The 17024-nt window shown below is 36.4% G+C and carries 13 protein-coding genes and 3 pseudogenes; 8 read left to right on the forward strand and 8 right to left on the reverse strand.

What is annotated here, in order from left to right:
• Nucleotides 1–7 precede the first annotated feature (7 nt).
• The 3 genes from CRN96_RS10715 (at nucleotide 8) to rlmH (ending at nucleotide 2574) form a co-directional block, all read left to right on the forward strand.
• A complete protein-coding gene (locus CRN96_RS10715; RefSeq protein ID WP_097041981.1) occupies nucleotides 8–475 on the forward strand; it encodes a threonine/serine exporter family protein in 468 nt (155 codons plus the stop codon).
• Nucleotides 476–567: 92 nt separating this feature from the next.
• Nucleotides 568–1974, forward strand: coding sequence for a sodium/glutamate symporter (locus tag CRN96_RS10720; protein WP_097041983.1), 1407 nt, complete (start codon nucleotides 568–570; stop codon nucleotides 1972–1974).
• Between the two features lie 120 nt (nucleotides 1975–2094).
• Entirely contained in the window at nucleotides 2095–2574 is a 480-nt protein-coding gene (gene rlmH / locus CRN96_RS10725; RefSeq protein WP_097041984.1) for a 23S rRNA (pseudouridine(1915)-N(3))-methyltransferase RlmH, read from the forward strand.
• Between the two features lie 67 nt (nucleotides 2575–2641).
• On the opposite strand, the gene CRN96_RS10730 is transcribed toward rlmH, so the two are convergent.
• Genes CRN96_RS10730 through hsdR form a run of 3 tightly spaced genes read right to left on the reverse strand, consistent with a single transcriptional unit; the run spans nucleotide 2642 to nucleotide 7956 of the window.
• Complete coding sequence (locus tag CRN96_RS10730) at nucleotides 2642–4105, reverse strand: restriction endonuclease subunit S (RefSeq protein WP_097041986.1); 1464 nt, start codon at nucleotides 4103–4105, stop codon at nucleotides 2642–2644.
• Entirely contained in the window at nucleotides 4102–5571 is a 1470-nt protein-coding gene (locus CRN96_RS10735; RefSeq protein WP_097041988.1) for a class I SAM-dependent DNA methyltransferase, read from the reverse strand. The genes CRN96_RS10730 and CRN96_RS10735 overlap by 4 nt, the downstream gene beginning before the upstream one ends.
• 12 nt (nucleotides 5572–5583) lie before the next feature.
• A complete protein-coding gene (hsdR, locus tag CRN96_RS10740) occupies nucleotides 5584–7956 on the reverse strand; it encodes an EcoAI/FtnUII family type I restriction enzme subunit R (RefSeq protein WP_097041989.1) in 2373 nt (790 codons plus the stop codon).
• A gap of 467 nt (nucleotides 7957–8423) precedes the next feature.
• On the opposite strand from hsdR, the gene CRN96_RS10745 reads away from it, so the two are divergent.
• From CRN96_RS10745 to CRN96_RS10755, 3 genes are all read left to right on the forward strand, one after another.
• Nucleotides 8424–9743 (forward strand): SEFIR domain-containing protein, encoded by a 1320-nt coding sequence (locus CRN96_RS10745; RefSeq protein WP_097041991.1) that lies wholly within the window; start codon nucleotides 8424–8426, stop codon nucleotides 9741–9743.
• A gap of 128 nt (nucleotides 9744–9871) precedes the next feature.
• The gene (locus CRN96_RS10750; protein WP_097041993.1) at nucleotides 9872–10894 is read left to right on the forward strand and encodes a hypothetical protein; all 1023 of its coding nucleotides are present in this window, start codon (nucleotides 9872–9874) and stop codon (nucleotides 10892–10894) included.
• Nucleotides 10895–11481: 587 nt separating this feature from the next.
• A complete protein-coding gene (locus CRN96_RS10755) occupies nucleotides 11482–12675 on the forward strand; it encodes a TcaA NTF2-like domain-containing protein (RefSeq protein ID WP_097041995.1) in 1194 nt (397 codons plus the stop codon).
• Nucleotides 12676–13133: 458 nt separating this feature from the next.
• Here CRN96_RS10755 and CRN96_RS10760 read toward each other — a convergent pair whose 3' ends face one another.
• The 4 genes and pseudogenes from CRN96_RS10760 to CRN96_RS10775 form a co-directional block, all read right to left on the reverse strand.
• A complete protein-coding gene (locus CRN96_RS10760) occupies nucleotides 13134–13355 on the reverse strand; it encodes a DUF2188 domain-containing protein (RefSeq protein ID WP_097041997.1) in 222 nt (73 codons plus the stop codon).
• Between the two features lie 118 nt (nucleotides 13356–13473).
• Nucleotides 13474–13971, reverse strand: coding sequence for a hypothetical protein (locus CRN96_RS10765; protein WP_097041999.1), 498 nt, complete (start codon nucleotides 13969–13971; stop codon nucleotides 13474–13476).
• Between the two features lie 33 nt (nucleotides 13972–14004).
• A pseudogene (locus tag CRN96_RS10770) lies at nucleotides 14005–14220 on the reverse strand (AAA family ATPase); the annotation flags it as partial.
• Between the two features lie 375 nt (nucleotides 14221–14595).
• Nucleotides 14596–14796, reverse strand: a pseudogene (locus CRN96_RS10775) (SDR family oxidoreductase); the annotation flags it as partial.
• A gap of 111 nt (nucleotides 14797–14907) precedes the next feature.
• Between CRN96_RS10775 and CRN96_RS13415 the strand changes: the two are divergent.
• The gene (locus CRN96_RS13415) at nucleotides 14908–15111 is read left to right on the forward strand and encodes a hypothetical protein (RefSeq protein WP_245844648.1); all 204 of its coding nucleotides are present in this window, start codon (nucleotides 14908–14910) and stop codon (nucleotides 15109–15111) included.
• A 15-nt stretch (nucleotides 15112–15126) separates the two neighbouring features.
• Here CRN96_RS13415 and CRN96_RS10785 read toward each other — a convergent pair whose 3' ends face one another.
• Nucleotides 15127–16122, reverse strand: coding sequence for a M23 family metallopeptidase (locus CRN96_RS10785; RefSeq protein WP_097042003.1), 996 nt, complete (start codon nucleotides 16120–16122; stop codon nucleotides 15127–15129).
• Nucleotides 16123–16966: 844 nt separating this feature from the next.
• Here CRN96_RS10785 and CRN96_RS13505 point away from each other — a divergent pair.
• Nucleotides 16967–17024 (forward strand): annotated as a pseudogene (locus tag CRN96_RS13505) (hypothetical protein); the annotation flags it as partial.

Genomic DNA, 17024 nt, shown 5'->3' on the forward strand with positions numbered 1-17024 from the left:
GATGGCCATGACATGGCTTTTGCATTTGGTATTCAGCTTCACTTCATCCTACTTCTTCGCCGTGCTCTTTGATGCACCGAGGCGCTTATTCTTCTACGCTGGCGTCACCGGTGCGACCGGCTGGATGTTCAGCCGCATACTCCTTGAGGCATTCAGCATGCATGAAGTCTATGCGACGGCGTTCGGCAGCCTTGTGCTTGGCATCATGTGCCATCTGATGGCGCGCATGCTGAAGGAACCGGCGACGATGTTCATGGTGCCCGGCATCATCCCCTTCGTGCCCGGGGGCCTGGCCTATGAGGCGACGAGCCTCCTCGTCCAGTTCGAATACAGTGCATCACTCAACACCATGCTTGAAGTGATCCTGATCGCAGGCGGCGTCGCAGTGGGTCTCCTGTTTGCGGACTTCCTCTCGAAGATGTTCATCCACAGGAATAAAAACTATGCGGATGCACGTTCCAGGAAGGTCGGCTGACCTTTCATAACCTTTCTTTAATATTTTTGATTAATTTTCCATATTAAGGGGAAGAGGATTGGAAATCGAGAAGAAAAGGAGATATGGATATTATGAGTGCGGATCAGATAGGGTTTGCATTACTTTACTTAGGATTGTTTTTACTGCTTGGAAAATGGATCAGAATGCATTCGACGCTGATGCAGAACCTTTTCCTCCCCGCCTCGGTGATAGGCGGCTTTCTCGCACTGATAGTGGGTCCGGAAATCCTCGGCCGGATCCTGCGGAATTTCACGGGGGAGGACTCATTTTGGTCGACGGGCCTGGTGACGCCTGAAATCATGGAAGTGTGGTCGGCCCTCCCCGGCCTGATGATCAACATCGTCTTTGCCACACTCTTCATAGGCACGGTGCTCCCTAACCTGCAGAGGGTCTGGGATGTCGGTGGACCGCAGCTCGCCTTCGGCTGGACGCTCGGCTGGGGCCAGTATGTCGTCGGTATACTGCTTGCGATGCTTGTACTCGTGCCATTCTATGATATGCCGCCATTCATCGGTGCGCTCATCGAGATCGGCTTTGAGGGCGGACACGGTACGGCAGCCGGACTGCAGGACACATTTGTGGATCTGGGCTTCCCGGAAGCATATGATATCGCCGTCGGTCTTGCCACCGTCGGTATTTTGACGGGTGTCGTCGTCGGTATTGCACTGGTCAACTGGGGTGTAAGGAGAGGCAAGACTAAAATCATCACTGATGTGAAAGGCTTGTCACCGACGCAGAAAGCAGGCATCGTTGAGCCTGAAGACCGCGGAAAAGGTGCCCAGAAGACGGTAAGACCCGAGTCGATTGATACATTCACTTTCCATTTTGCGATTGTGGGACTCGCGATTCTCGTCGGTTACATCATCTTACAGGCCATCACATGGCTGGAAGCGGCATTGTTCGGTTCGGATTTCATGACATATGTGCCTTTATTCCCGCTCGCGATGGTCGGCGGTTTCGTTGTACAGCTCTTCGTGAGCAAATTTGATACATCCAAGCTTGTGAACAGGGAGACCATAACCAGCATACAGGGCTTCTCACTCGACATATTGATCACGAGCGCAATCGCGACCGTCTCCATTGCGGTCATCGGCGATTACCTTGTACCGTTCCTGCTGCTTGCAGGGTTTGGTATCGCCTGGAACGTATTCGGATTCTTCGTCTTCGGTCCGAGGATGATGCCGGATTACTGGCTTGAAAGAGCCATCGGTGACTTCGGCCAGTCCACGGGCGTCACGGCGACAGGTCTGATGCTGATACGCGTCGCCGACCCGGAGATCAAATCCCCGGCGACTGAAGGTTTCGGTTATAAACAGCTTGTGTTTGAACCATTCCTCGGCGGCGGTCTCGTCACCGCACTATCCGCCCCGCTCATATTCATGTGGGGGCCATGGCCGTTCCTCATATTCTCGGTCGTCATGACCGCGATCGGCCTCGTGGCAGGACTGTTCTACTTCGGGAAGAGGAAACTCAATTAAATGAAAGAATAAAAGGACGCTCCCCCGCATCATGGGGAAGCGTCCATTTTATTTTGAAGCGGACATGGTAAAATAAGACCAAAGACATTGATGTACAGCCGAGAAATGGGAGGAAGCAGAATGAAGATCACGTTGATCACGGTGGGCAAGCTGAAGGAGAAATACTGGGTCCAGGCGGTGGACGAGTATAAGAAGCGAATCAGCAAGTACGCGAAAATCGAGCTCATTGAAGTGGCCGATGAAAAAGAGCCGAACAACGCCGGCGAAAAGGATATCGAGCAGATCAAAAATAAGGAAGCGGAACGGATACTTTTTAAAATAAAAGACAACCAGCACGTCGTGACACTTGAGATACACGGGAAGACATATACGAGTGAAAAACTCGCAGCCGAGTACCAGAGATGGATGAATACCGGCAAGAGCGACGTCGTCTTCATCATCGGCGGCAGCAACGGCCTCGGCGAAGCGGTGAAGAAGCGGAGCGACCAGGAAATCAGCTTCGGCACCCTCACCTACCCCCACCAGATGATGAAAGTCATGCTGATGGAGCAGCTATTCAGGGTGAATAAGATATTGAGGAATGAAGCATATCATCGTTGATGAGGTTTTTATAAATTTTAAATAGCCTTAGCAATCCCTAAATCGGCTGCTAAGACTATTTCTTAAATTAATTAATAATCTTTTTAATATTACCGGAATAAGTGAATAATTCTTCTATTTTTTCTACGATACGTTGTTGTTCATTTAACGGTGGCATAGGAATTGGAATTTCTTTTAAGAGTTTTGCTTTTATTCCCTTAACAGTGGTCCCTGTTGAATAATTTTCAATAAAAGAGAATATGTTTGGAGCAAGAATGCAATACATCATATATTTCGAAGTTATTTTATAATAGTTTTGGATTGTAATTAATCTTTGCGCCGTAGAAAATGGCTCCTCAATTGTATTGATTGCAACGTTACCAAGGGGGGCTTCAGTAGTGAAGAACAAATCACCTATTTCGGGGTAGCCTCTAGTCATTCTATCATTATAATCAGTTTCGCTAATAAACTCTTCTGGCTTAAGTGATATAAAACCTTTTTTAATATTTTTTGCTGTTATCAATCTTATTCCAGATGATATTTTAGTAGGCGTTTTTCCCCTATAATCAATAAAATTACTAATTTCCCCAATTTTAACCCATTCCCATGTTTCGGGTATGGGAAATGGAAATTCATCATTATTTAAAGAGGAGGGGATATCACTTCTCTTAATTTTTTTATCTCGTAAAAGTTTTTCTTTTTGTTCTTTTAATTTTTTTATAAGTAAACTTGCTGGTTCATCACTTGGATCTTGGTATACTAATTTGCCTTGTACAGCATACTGCAATATTGATTTTTCCATATTTATAGAGAAATTATTATTCAATGAAGTTATTTTTTTCTCAAGAATATCATATTCCTCTACTTTAATAAAAAGTTCTTCTATTTTCTCAACGATTCGATTTTGTTCCTCGAGAGGGGGAAGGGGGAATAATGCCAACTTAGCATCTTTTGTTCCCAATCTTGGCATCTTTACTCCATATGAACATTTGTTTACATAGTTTAAAAAATATGGAGACATTAAGGTATATTTAGCATACTTACTATTAACAAAATCCCCAAAGTGTAGTGGGAGAATTTCAGTAGTACAGTAACCATCGTCATCCGCTACTATAACTTTGTTTAAATAAGGACGTAATTTTCCATACATAACATTATTTTTTTTAAATACATACTTATTACTGTTTACACTTTTTTGTGATTTCTTGACTTTATTGAGGAGATTACCTTTGTTAGATTCTATCTCTTCAAGATCTAAAACCCAATCATTCTCTTTAATACTGTCTTTAGTTGCACTTTTAAAATTTCCGATATTTGAAATCTCACTTAACCTAGCCCAACACCAGGATTCTGGAATTTTAAATGGTATCTCACTTTTGTCTATAGGAGGGATATTATTATTCTTCAGCTGTCTTTCTGAAAAAAGAGTTCTTTTTTCTATTTTAATTTTCTCGAGCAGCAAGTTTGCTGGTTCTTCATGAGAGAATTGTGGGACTAATTTCCCTTGAGTTGCATATTGTAGAATTGAATTTCTTAAATCTTGTGATTTCATAATTTTTCACCCAGTACTGATTGGATATCTTCTAATATATTGTCTATTTGTTTATTCAATTGCATCCTCTCTTCTTGATAATTTTCTATTAATTCATCTGGTTCAAGAATGATTTCTTCTTCTTTTGGAAAACCACAAAGATCTAAATTGTAATTTCCTTCAATGATTTCTTTTGCTGTGTATTTCTTAGATTTATAATGATCATCCACTACTATCTCTTCACGACTAGCCCACCATTCAATTAATGGTTCAAAATGTTCTATTTTAATAGGTTTAGTTTTAGAAAAGTTTTTATATCCTTCAGGCATATCCAATCGGTAAAACCATGTATGCTCGGTAGGATGAGTGTTGTCGAAAAATAAAATATTCGTGTGGATAGAAGTGTATGGCGCGAAAACGCTATGAGGTAAACGAATAATTGTATGCAAATTATATTCTTTAACCAGTTTTTCTTTAATGGCCATTTTACTATTATCCGTACCAAACAAAAAACCATCAGGTAATACTATAGCTGCTCTTCCCTCTTTCTTTAGTCGGTACATGATGACAGACATAAATAGATCAGCTGTTTCGCTACTTCTTAACTCTAAAGGGAAATTCATTTTTATATTATCTTTTTCGGACCCACCGTATGGCGGATTCATTAATACGACTTCAAATTTATCTTTTTCTACATAGTCTCTCACATTTTTTTCAAGTGAATTACCATGTACAATATATGGATTATCTATATCATGAAGTAAAAGGTTGGTAACAGATAATAAGTGTGGGAGGGCTTTCTTCTCTATCCCAAATACTGAATGGTTATATTTCTCCCTGTCTTCTACAGAATCAATTTGTTTTTCAAGATAATTGAGCGAAGATGTTAAGAAGCCCCCGGTGCCACATGCAAAGTCTGCAACTTTTTCTCCCAATTTAGGTCGGATCATTTCTACAATAAAGTCAGTTACAGCTCTAGGGGTGTAGTACTCTCCTGAGGAGCGCTGGTTCTGCAAATCCTTTAGTATTTGTTCATAAATGTCATTGAAATTATGGCGTTCTTTGTGGTCAGTAAAATCAATTTCATCGATTACATTAACTACTTGTCGCAAAAGTACCCCATCTTTCATAAAGTTGAATGTATCCTCAAACGCAAACTTTACAATGGCTTTACTTATAGGTGTGTACTCATCAACTTCTATTCTCTTTAGAGACGGTATCAGTTGCTCATTAATAAAGTCTAATAAGCTTTGACCTGTCTTTGCTTCTCCATCTTTATTGTCAGTAGCCCAATTTCTCCATCTATATTCTTCTGGGATAATAGATTGATAGTTGTCATCATGAAACTCCCATATTTCTTCTTTGGCATCATAAACTTTTAAGAATAACAGCCAGACTATCTGTTCAATACGCTGTGCATCACCATTGACACCTGAATCATTGCGCATGATATTTTGCAATCGTTTAATAAAAGAGTTAATCGTCATTTTTCTTGCTCCTTAGTCATTTATGGAATAAATCTCATCCTGCAATTGTTTCACTGCCTGTAAGTACTTCTCTTTTCCTCCAAAAGCTTTTACAATCTTGAATTCATTTCCAAACTTTTCGAACTCCCTTAATTGCAACACTTTTGTGCCCTCAATCTCTTCTATTCCCGAATCTTTATATTTTTCAAGGAGAATTTCAAGCACTTCTCTAGCTACGTCTTGATATCGATGAATATAACCCCGCTTCTTTACATTGTTCACACGCTCAGCTTTTGTTAATGCCGGTTGATCGAAGGCTAAGTGGCATATTAAATCAAAGTCATCAAGATCTTTCAAATGCTCGTGTTCCTCTCGAAGTGCATCAAGGAGCACACCATTTTCAGCAAGCTCCTGTGTGATGGTTTCTTTTTTATCTTCCGACTTCCATTTTTTTAAGAATTGGTCAAGGGTGGTGTACTCTTTCAATATATTCTTTTTGGTATAAGTTTTTAGCTTTTCCGTTACCAATTGACCATTTTTATCGTAATATTGGACACGTTCATTCAGGATACGTACGTTAACATCATTTACTCTATATTTTTTTGATTTATCACCCTCCTCTTCTGGAAGGTCTTCGCCATCTTTTTGAATAATATAATCACCGTTATCTTCATATAAAGAAGTTGGTGGAGGATCACCCATGCCTGGTTCTTCAATTTCTCCAACTGGGGTAATATCTTTCACTGCTTCAGGGATACCATCAAAAGCAGGGTCTGCGAAGAGACGACTGGCGTTCCGAAAGTCCATGATAGTGAAATACTCTTTACCACGCTCGGGGTCTAAACGTGTACCACGCCCAATAATCTGCTTAAACTCTGTCATCGAATTAATATTTGAATCTAATACGATAAGTTTACAAGTTTTTACATCAACACCAGTTGTCAATAACTTTGAGGTTGTAACTATAGTGGGATATTTACTTTCTCGATCAGCAAAATTATCTAACTGTGCTTTTCCTTCGTTATCATCACCAGTTATTTTCATGATATATCGATGGTTCTCAGCTACCATGTCTTGATTCTCTCTCACAAGTGCTTCTCTCATTCGAGTTGCATGATCAATATTCACGCAAAATACAATCGTTTTTGCGAAACGGTCAGTTTTCTTTAAAAACTCGGTAATACGTTTGGCTACTTCTTTAGTCCGGTCATCAATAATCATTGTTTTATCAAAGTCCTTGGAGTTATACTCACGATCTTCAATAATGTTACCATACATGTCTTTTTTATCTTTCTCAGGTCTGTAGCCTTCGTAATCAACATTCAAGCCGACTCTTAAGACTTTGTAAGGCGCCAAGAAACCATCATCAATACCTTGTTTCAAGCTATAGGTATAGACAGGCTCTCCAAAATAACCCGTACTGGAAGCTTCTTTAGTTTCTACAGGTGTGGCTGTAAGTCCGATATGGGTAGTACCATCCAAGCTGAAATAATCCAGTATCTTTCTCCAAGCACTCTCTTCCCTCGCTGAACCTCTGTGAGCTTCATCTATGATTATTAAATCAAAGAAGTCACGTTTAAATTGGCGAAAAGGCTCGTAGCCATCATCGCCAGCTAATTGATGATATAAGGCCATGTAAATCTCATATGAGCTATCCAACACACGATTTTCAACTTTTGTCATGACTTTTTCAAATGGTTTAAAATCATTTGTCATGGTCTGATCAATAAGTATGTTTCTATCGGCAAGAAAAAGTACTTTTTTCTTTTTGCCCGCTTCCCACAATCGATGAATAATTTGAAATGCGGTGTATGTCTTGCCCGTGCCTGTCGCCATCACTAAAAGAATTCGATTCTGTTCACGAGCCACTGCATCCACCGCTTTATTAATTGCTACTCGTTGGTAATATCGCGGTGTTTTTTCATTTAATTGGTAATAGTATGGTTGATTAATCATTTCAATTTGTTCTTGATTAAGATTTTTAGTATTTTTGAACCTTTCCCAGAGTTCTTCCCGTGTAGGGAATTCATCCATTGAAAGTTCTCTCTCCATCCCCGTCATCATGTCATGTTCAAGGAAGCCGTCACCATTTGAACTATATGCGAAAGGAACATTTTGAATTTCGGCATAGTCTATTGCCTGTTGAATACCCGAGCCGATAGAGTGTTTATTATCTTTGGCTTCTATGATCGCAATGGGATTGTTTTTCTTGTACATTAAAAGGTAATCGGCACGTTTTCCCCTTGCTCTGGTGGTAAGTGACCCCCGAACTATTACGCGGCCATCCGTAAAACTATGTTCAAAAAAAACTTTATCTGATTGGACATCCCATCCGCTTTTAGAAATTGCGGGAGTAATGAATTTATTTTTAATGTCTTCCTCAGTCATTTGTTTTTTTGATTTCATTGTATCCCTCTTTTCATCTGAATACTCTTCGGCCAGCAGCTATCCTATTTACTTCTATTCTAATATAGTGTGTAATAATTAGAAAGGTTTGAAATCTGTACCACATTTATCCATGTGACATATACTTAAAATGTTACTTTATTCTATATTTGAAAGAGGCTTATATTAAATAGCTGAACATCTAGTAAGCATTAAAAAATCGGCACTGTTTTTTACATGTTCCCAAGGTGGAATACGGGGCTTTCACCGACCCAATCCATTTTTTAATTTTCAGATTATGTTAAAAGAATTTATGAAGATAAAACTATAATCGATAAAGATGGAAATGGAATACCTTATTTGGAATGACATCATATGGACTGGTCGAGTTGTGAGGGAGAAGGTATGAAGAGAATAAACGAGAAAGTTTTTGATTAACAAATTGGCAAGTGCAGCAGTTAATAAAAGTTCTGGAGAGGAAGATTTACATGGGTAAGAACGCTTTTATATCATATGCTCGAACTGATGAATTTCATATTGAAAGAGTAGTAAAAATTGCAACGACTCTAATGGAAGATCACGGCATAAATGTTATTTTAGATTTATGGGATTGTAAGGAAGGGGATGACTTACATGTATTCATGGAAAGGATGGTAAATGATCCCTCAATTGATTATGTAGTCATAATTAGTGATGTTAATTATAAGGAACGTGCGAATAATAGAACAGGCGGTGTAGGTAAAGAATCTACAATCATTTCTTCTAAAATATATAATGAAGTTAAAGATAGTAAGTTTATTCCTGTATTCACCGAAATAGATACTGATGAATCTATTCTGCCAACTTTTTGCAACACTAGAAATGCAATCGATATGACCAATATTGAGCATGATTATGAAAAAATAGAAGAAATAGCAAGGAGGATTCATAATAAGCCTAAATATCAAAAACCACAGTTAGGAAATGTTCCGGACTATGATAATGATGGTACTGAATTGAATAATCTTATTAGAAAATTACAAAGCTCAAAACCTTATAATAACTTAAAGAATATAAATCAAATTTTAAAATATACAAGAGAAAAAATTTTAGCCATTGATGATACAGAGGATACTATTACTGATAATTCTTTTTATAAGTTAAAACCATATTTAGAAGCTTGGGAAAAAATTGTTAGCTATGCAATCCATACTAGTGTAGATTTAAGCCTGATTATTATAGAGTTTTATAATAAATTTCTATTAGAACTTAGAGATGAAAATAAAAGGCCTTTATCAAGGCTGTTTCTATATTTCTCATTTTTAAATCTCACGTCTATCTTAATGTATAATGACAAACCTGACACTTTGAAAAGTTTTATTTATGGAAAATATACTTTTTTAAATCGTGATTTGCAATTCGAAGTGTTATCTATTTATCCAAGAAAAATTACTCATTTTACAGATTATGAGAGTATAAATATCAGAAGACATGTTTGTGACCTCTTGTACTCTGATGAGGAAATCTCTCGATTAGAAGATGTAGATGTGATTCTCAATACAACTACAATAATCAACCCAGCGTTAGAAAGAGGTCATAGTAATTGGCATGGTACTCTTTTGATGACCGATTTTAGTTTTCCAATAAATAATAGAAATAATATGATAATCGACAGCTTCAGAAGCAAAGACTATTATGAAAAATATAGTTTTCTTTTTGGTATGGATCTGGATCAATTCAAAGATAAATTATCTGAAGTGAGAGTTACTAGTCGAGATTTACCTATAATCAGAGATTTTATTGATATTAATCAAATAGGTCGATATTAGATTTTACACGAAATTTCATGTGTATATTTAAAAGAGAAAACAAATTATAAAATGATGTACTAATAAAACTAGTCCTTCAGTTTCTATTGATGTAGATTTAGAACCTAATATGAAATGAGGGGTCAAATATGGCAGACATTCATTATTTTCAACGGTATTCCAGTAAAGAGAATACGGTAACGAACAACACGCTACTATTGTTTAGCCGATTGTATCATCATGATAGCAGGGCATTCAAACTGTTCTTAAATCAACTGCTTGATGAAGAAACAAGCGAAATAAACACGATGATAAAATTTGAACAGCAGACAAGCGCAAGTCATAGTGTCCCGGATGGCGCAATCACTCAGGAAAGTTTCAAGATAGTTATAGAAACCAAACTATATGGGCAAGAGAACATCGACCAGATTCTCAGGCATACAGATAGCTTTGGTGAAGAAAGTAATCACTTTCTGATGCTGATCAATGTTCACGAAATCCCGGAATATTTTAAGAAAGAGATTAGAAAGAAATTAACTGAGAAAGGAACAAAGGTTAAACTCATCGATACAACCTTTGAAGATATAATCACCAGTTTCAGATCAGTCATCGCTGACTATGACACAGAAATGAACATGATTATTGATGATTACGAAGATTATTGCAACAGTGAGAATCTCATCAGTATCGAAGACAGACTGATGAGAGTACTTCCGGTTGGTAATACGTCAGAGCATAACTTTAAATACAAGCTGTACTACGCACCGACAAGTAGATCTTATAATAGACGGCATAAATATTTAGGCTTATATACTCAGAAGGAAATTAAAGGTGTCGGAGAAATTCAACTCATTGTCGATGCTGAATATTTCAAGGAGACCAAAGAACTTAAATGTAAAGTGATGGAAGGTAATGAAGATCTATTAACAGACGCAGTCAAAGACAATATTTTGCAGGCAATGATTCATGGAGAGGAAGACTTTGGCTATCAAATTTATACGGGCCACAGGTTCTTTATAGTCCCAAAGTTCCTTAAAACAAATTTTGAAAAAGATTCTCCTGGCGGACTCCTGGGGGCCAGATACTTTGATTTGACCGAGTACAAAATAGACAAAGAAGAATTGAGTATCGAAGTAATTGCTAAAAAGCTTAACAATCAGAAGTGGGAATAATCTTTATGAGATTGCTTTAAATATCAAGTAACATTGCGCTTTTCTCAGGTAATTTCTCTATTCAGGAGTTCAAAAAAAACCGCAGCATGAAGCGATACGCTGAAAATTACCATAAATAAAACCATGCAATATAATGAGAAAGTTGCAATTTCTTAATGAGAGGTAATTCATATCGTCAATTTTAAAGCTTTAAAATTTAAATGATGTTTTGAATAATTTGAGTAATCGACCCCCCTGCTTAAATTTTAGAAGATATCCCTCGCAGTCTCTATATAGTCCAAAAACCTACTACATTCTATATTATTGTATGTTGTTAATTACACAAGTTATTGAACAGGAAAACCTACAAAAACAGAATAAATATCAATGTTGAAAAAAGTTCAATAAATGGTCGTTAAATGGTCTCACTTTAAGAGTTAATTTGTCCCTGTTTCAAGTGCTGTTTTGCATATAGGGATATATCTAACTGTTGGAAGTTCTATAAGCTAAGTGAATCTTAATCTTTGTTAATGAGTGTTTCACCTCATCTCATGAAGTGAATACTATAATTAATGAAATTAAAATACGTTCAGAGAGTAGGTTGACACTTGAAAAGGCTAGTGACAGGCACGTTAGTGGGCATGTTATTCTTAACAGCTTGCGGAGATGAAGAACAGGACGAAGCAGTAAATAGTCAACAAGACACTGAATCTCAGGAAGAAGCAGAAAACAATAATATGGAAAACAAAGAAAAAAATAACGAGCTTGAAGAAGATGCTGAAGCTGAGAATAATGAGGAAACACCGTCAAATACCGAGGCTGAACAAGATGCTCATGAAGATAGTGAAATGGAAATGAATGATGCAGCATCTGTTGACACAGATGAGGGTACTTCTTCTGAAGAAGACACCCATACCAAAAACACCCATTTTGATATAAATTCCAAGGCGGTACAGGATGAATTATTTAATATAGATGATAATACCCTCACTTTTTCACAAGATGTGATTACGGAAGGCATGACACAAAGTGAAATTGAAGATTTATATGGAGAATATGATCTGGTTTATCCTGGGCATGGCCGTCCTGTAGTGATATACGATAATTTGGGCGTGATTTACTCAGAATCATTTCCCTATGGCACAGATGACGAACAGGCCAGAGAAGATATCAATCCGGATGAAAACAGGGTGGAAGATGTATTGTTCTATGCAGGTCTGCCTTACGATGAAGTAATATCAGCGATTGGTGAACCAGACACCGATGTATATGAAACGACTGAAGGTCCTGTAAGTGGTTTATTATTAATGGAATATAATATAGATGAACAAGAGGATACGATCACTAAAGGACAATTCAGCTTACATGAGGCTGAAAATGGAGAGTTAATGGTCAACATCCTGCAAATTAATGAGGAACCGACTGATGCTGAAGCAACAGGGATGAGTGAATCGGATGTCTCAGACTATGATGAGGAGACAATCACTTCTTTTATAGAATCGTACATTGATAGCTTGATGGATTACTATAATAATGGAGATGAAGATATCCTTCTTACCATGACGCCTAAAGAGTCCCCCAATTTTCAGAAGATAAAAAGAAACAAAGAAAGTGATAACTTCTCAAACCACGAAACATATCATATAGAAGTATTAGATATCACTAAAGAGTCAGGTGAATATTCAGTTACAGTAGAAAGAGAATATTCACATGCTTCTTCCGATGGCAGAGAAACGACTGAAGTTATTTATACTATTGTTAATACAACGAATGGTTTTCGTGTATTTGACTATGAAGAGTAGTAATAAGATTTAGTAAGGGCTCTCGGCTACTGGGTTTCAACAATTTGCATGCAAAATAAGACTCAAAATTGACGCGACTTTCTACCAAATTGACAAGCTGATCAAAAATTCAAGACATCTCTAGACTGGTACTGTCTATAAATAGACATAATCACTCTGCTTTTAATACACTAGGAAATACAATGTCGCAAATATTGGCTGAATACTACTCAGTGTAAATCATAAACAATTTACGCCCTGCAAGAGACTCCTGTCACTTTCAATTTTATTTTGCACTGATTTAGGAGAGAGCTTTCACCATAGTTAAGAAAACCAGTTTATCTTTGCAAAGAGACAGCTGGGTTTTAAAGTTGGCCGTGCAAAAGATATGAAATTTACCGTCAAAAATGACATATTAGAAAGTCGTGGGGAAAATAATAAACGAGCATGACTCATAAGTCATGCTCGTTGTATAATATTTAACCTTTTGGTGGATGGGGATCATTTCCATAAGAATCTGCATCTCGAAATTTACCATCTTTTCCTTGAATACGATGCTCAGAATTATTTTTTCTAGCTTTATTTCTAGAATAATTAATAGCTTCTTTTTGCGTATCGAATTTTTTACTGAGCCTACTAGCACCTTCTTTTCTAGATCCCCAACCCTCTCCACTTCTTACAGTATAAATGTTTTCCCCCATATTCTTCACTCCTTTATAATTCAATAAATATTGATGTTAGCTTTGAGTTCTTACTTAAAATTTTCAGATTCAGACGGTTTGTTAGTATATCTAAAATATCCTTGTTTTTTATTCTCATTTACTTTTTCAACAAACTTCGACCATTCATGTAAATATCTTTAATTTTCCAACCTCTGAGTGTTTTCTCCATTCTAAATACTATACCCTCAACAACAAGATGATCAGCAGTTAGTACAAAAGAAACCTTAACTTGTGGTAAGAAAAAGGTCCTCGCTTCAGTTTTATTTTTATTGAATTGAATATTATCACTCATACCTAGATCTTTTATATTACCTAAGCTGTGGTATATATTAATAAGTATTTCACGGTTAATCAATTTAATAGATTTAAAATATGCTTTATAAGTTTTTGGATTAAAATTTTCACTTTCAATTTCTTGTATGAAATTCCAGCCAAGCCCAAGAATATATCCTTTTTCCTTCGTTATTATTCTGGGCTCATCGCTTAACGCTTTCCCTGAGGTATTTATCCAATACTCGTTCTCGACTATTTTATCTTCCTCTTTAGGTAATTCTCCATATTTTATTACAGGGGCTGTTGAAAAGAGGTTGAACACAGTCCTTTATCTTCCAACCTCTTTAAGTTTATCTCACCCAATTACCAAACTATCTCGTGCAGCTTCAACAACTTCTGTTGTAACGGTTTCAAGATGATTAATCTCAAGTATTCTTTCAATCTGAGTGAAGAGCCTTTGTATCAATCTAAAGTTTTCGCCAGTAATTTTAATGATACTGGTGATTGCTTCGTAATCAGAAAAGTCTTCAAGATTTATAGAAATACCTAACTCATCCCCCTTATACTCCAAAAACTGTTTGCCGACTGGCTGGTCAGATCGATGGAGTTCCGCCTGTCGATACCGCCGCATCCATGTGAAAATCTAAGACCTGTTCTTGATGCCATATTTCTCCATGGTTTCCTTTGTCGTCAATTCCCCGCTATATTCGCTTTCACTACCGTCCATTTCACATCACTCAGGTATACGTTTTTGCCCATACAAAAACACCGCCGATTGTGTACTTTGTTCATTGTACCATTTCGAAGGTGTTTTATATTGTCTCAAATCGTTAGTTTAGTCTAGATGAATCTAAGTGTTTTTGACCTTGGTTTTTAAAACTTCTTTTCTAATAATATAAGATGTCTAACGAATTATAAACAAAATTACGTGGCGGGTTTATTACAATTATATACCAGCAGTAGTTCCGCCATCGAAAATAAATTCTGATCCCGTAGAATAACTTGAATCATCTGAAGCTAAAAATAAAACAAGTTTTGAAGCTTCTTCAACTGTCCCCAATCTTCCTAATGGGATATTACTCGCATTTGCTTCAATCATTTCTTTTGAAGCTTCAATCATCGGTGTTTCTATCACACCTGGATGAACGGGAACGCATACGCAAACGGCAACGGGAAGGGATTGAGGCAGCAAAGAATCAAGGAAAAGTTTTTGGCCGGCCGAGAGTACAGATTACAGATACATTCATGGCTGTCTATCATGAATGGAAAAAAAGGTGAAATGACAGCGACACAAGCGATGCAGCAAGCGAATGTAAAAAAACAACGTTCTATAAACTGGTTAAGCAAGTCGAAAGCGATTCTGCAGACACTTGATATTCCAATCATTTTAGGTAGGAGTGGGCTCTATCCAAAGAGTTGGGTAAAAATATTATCATATTTAGATTTAAAATTATCTTGTTAAATTAATCCGATTTCTTCATTTTAAAAATTGACCAATAAACCGTGGAATCATTAATATATAATCTAATAGAGAAAGTGTAACTTCTGTTTTATCCCATTTATCCATTCTATTCTCTTCTAAATTATTTTCATTAATATTTAAACTTTGAGCAACATAATCGCCTTGGATAGGTTTAGTTCCATTTGAAAATCGAATAGGTAAGGAGCAACAATTATATAAATCAGGACTGTCCATTACCTGAAAGTGAATATGTGGTTCAGAAGAATTTCCTGAGTTACCACATAATCCTAACTGTTGCCCCTTTTCAATATATTCTCCTTCTTTAACTATAATAGTAAATTGCTTGAAATGTGCAATTAAGCTATATTCGTTTTCTGCATGTTCAATAATGACATAATTGCCAAAAGGATCGGTTTCATTCATTTCTCCGGGTATATTATCATGAATGTCGTTTACTATTTCTCTAACCTTTCCTTCAGCAGGAGAAATAATATTTTTGTTAAATGCATAAAAATTTTCATTTTTAATACTATTATTTTCAAAAGTACATTCGTCATTCATAATAACTAAATCGTATGCATATCTTTGCGGTTCATGTAAATAGTGATAATTAAGAAATTCATTCTTACCGCCCCATATGACAGTCCATTGCTCCTCGATAGGCATTGTATATGAGATATCGGTCTCTAGATTATCTGTTTCAGGGAATTTGACGTAATTTTTTACAATGATACGATGTATGTTTCTCAGATTATCAAAAACCACACTTATTATTTTTTCATTTTTATCGTCTATCCATATAAAGTGCATATTACCATTCAGATAAGATTTCTCTTCAAGATAATAATATTGTACGCCTTGGTTAAATGATTCTACTAATTCTTCAAACTCTCTAAGGGTTATCATTTCTCGAAATTCTTTAATACATAAATTATAAATATTTATCGGTTCATCATTTAAAAATACTTCACCAAAGTTATCTTTTACATATTCAATATCATATTTAAACAAATAATTACCCTTTCTTTATTAGTTTTTAGGAAGAATATTTACGAATTCTTTTTAAAAGTATAAATTCCATCTACAATATTCTGTACAAAACTATCTAGATTGTTATCCGCTTTTATACGTTCATACTCTGTTAGATTGTGAGCTAGAAAAACAATTGTCATATCATTAAATTCTTGTTCTACTCTTACCGCTCTATTGATTATGTTTACGGTCTTACCACTCTTACCATAAAAAAAATAAGAATCAGTTTTTTTAAAAGATAATAATTTTTTAATTAACTCTTTAGAATCAGTATTCGAAAGTATATTATCGAAATTATTTAATATATCTCCATAATCTTTAGCAGTGGACTTCGGGCTATTATTAGACCAAACCTCTTGCTCTTTAATTGTTGGAAAGTAATTTTGTAATTCTTCTTTGTCATAGTTATCGTATTGTAGATACTTATTCACATCATTTACAATTCTATTATATTGATCTTCGGTATAATTTTTAATTGTTTCGATTACTAATGTTTCTTTAACGTCTTTAACATCTTTTAAATAGTAAGGAATCACAACACTCGCTCCAATAGGATTTATTGTACTATGGTTTTTTTTGGTTATCCTTTTAGCTGTAGCATTTATGTTCTCTATACCTAAAGCATCAATTAAATAGTCTGTATTTGGATTAGCACTATAAGTCATCATCCCTCGTGCTATTTCAAATACAGTAACGTACTTATTCTCTCCCACCATATCTCTCTTCCATTCCAGATAATTCGGGTTGGTTCTTTCAATATAATTATATTTTTCTATATCTCCAATAGGTTCAGTTCCGTAAATGTAAATACTCTGTAGATCCCCAGTATATTGGAAAGACGGTCGAAATTGAACTGTCGGATACTGAGGATGACATACACA

Source organism: Salinicoccus kekensis (assembly GCF_900220995.1).
Taxonomy (GTDB): Bacteria; Bacillota; Bacilli; order Staphylococcales; family Salinicoccaceae; genus Lacicoccus; species Lacicoccus kekensis.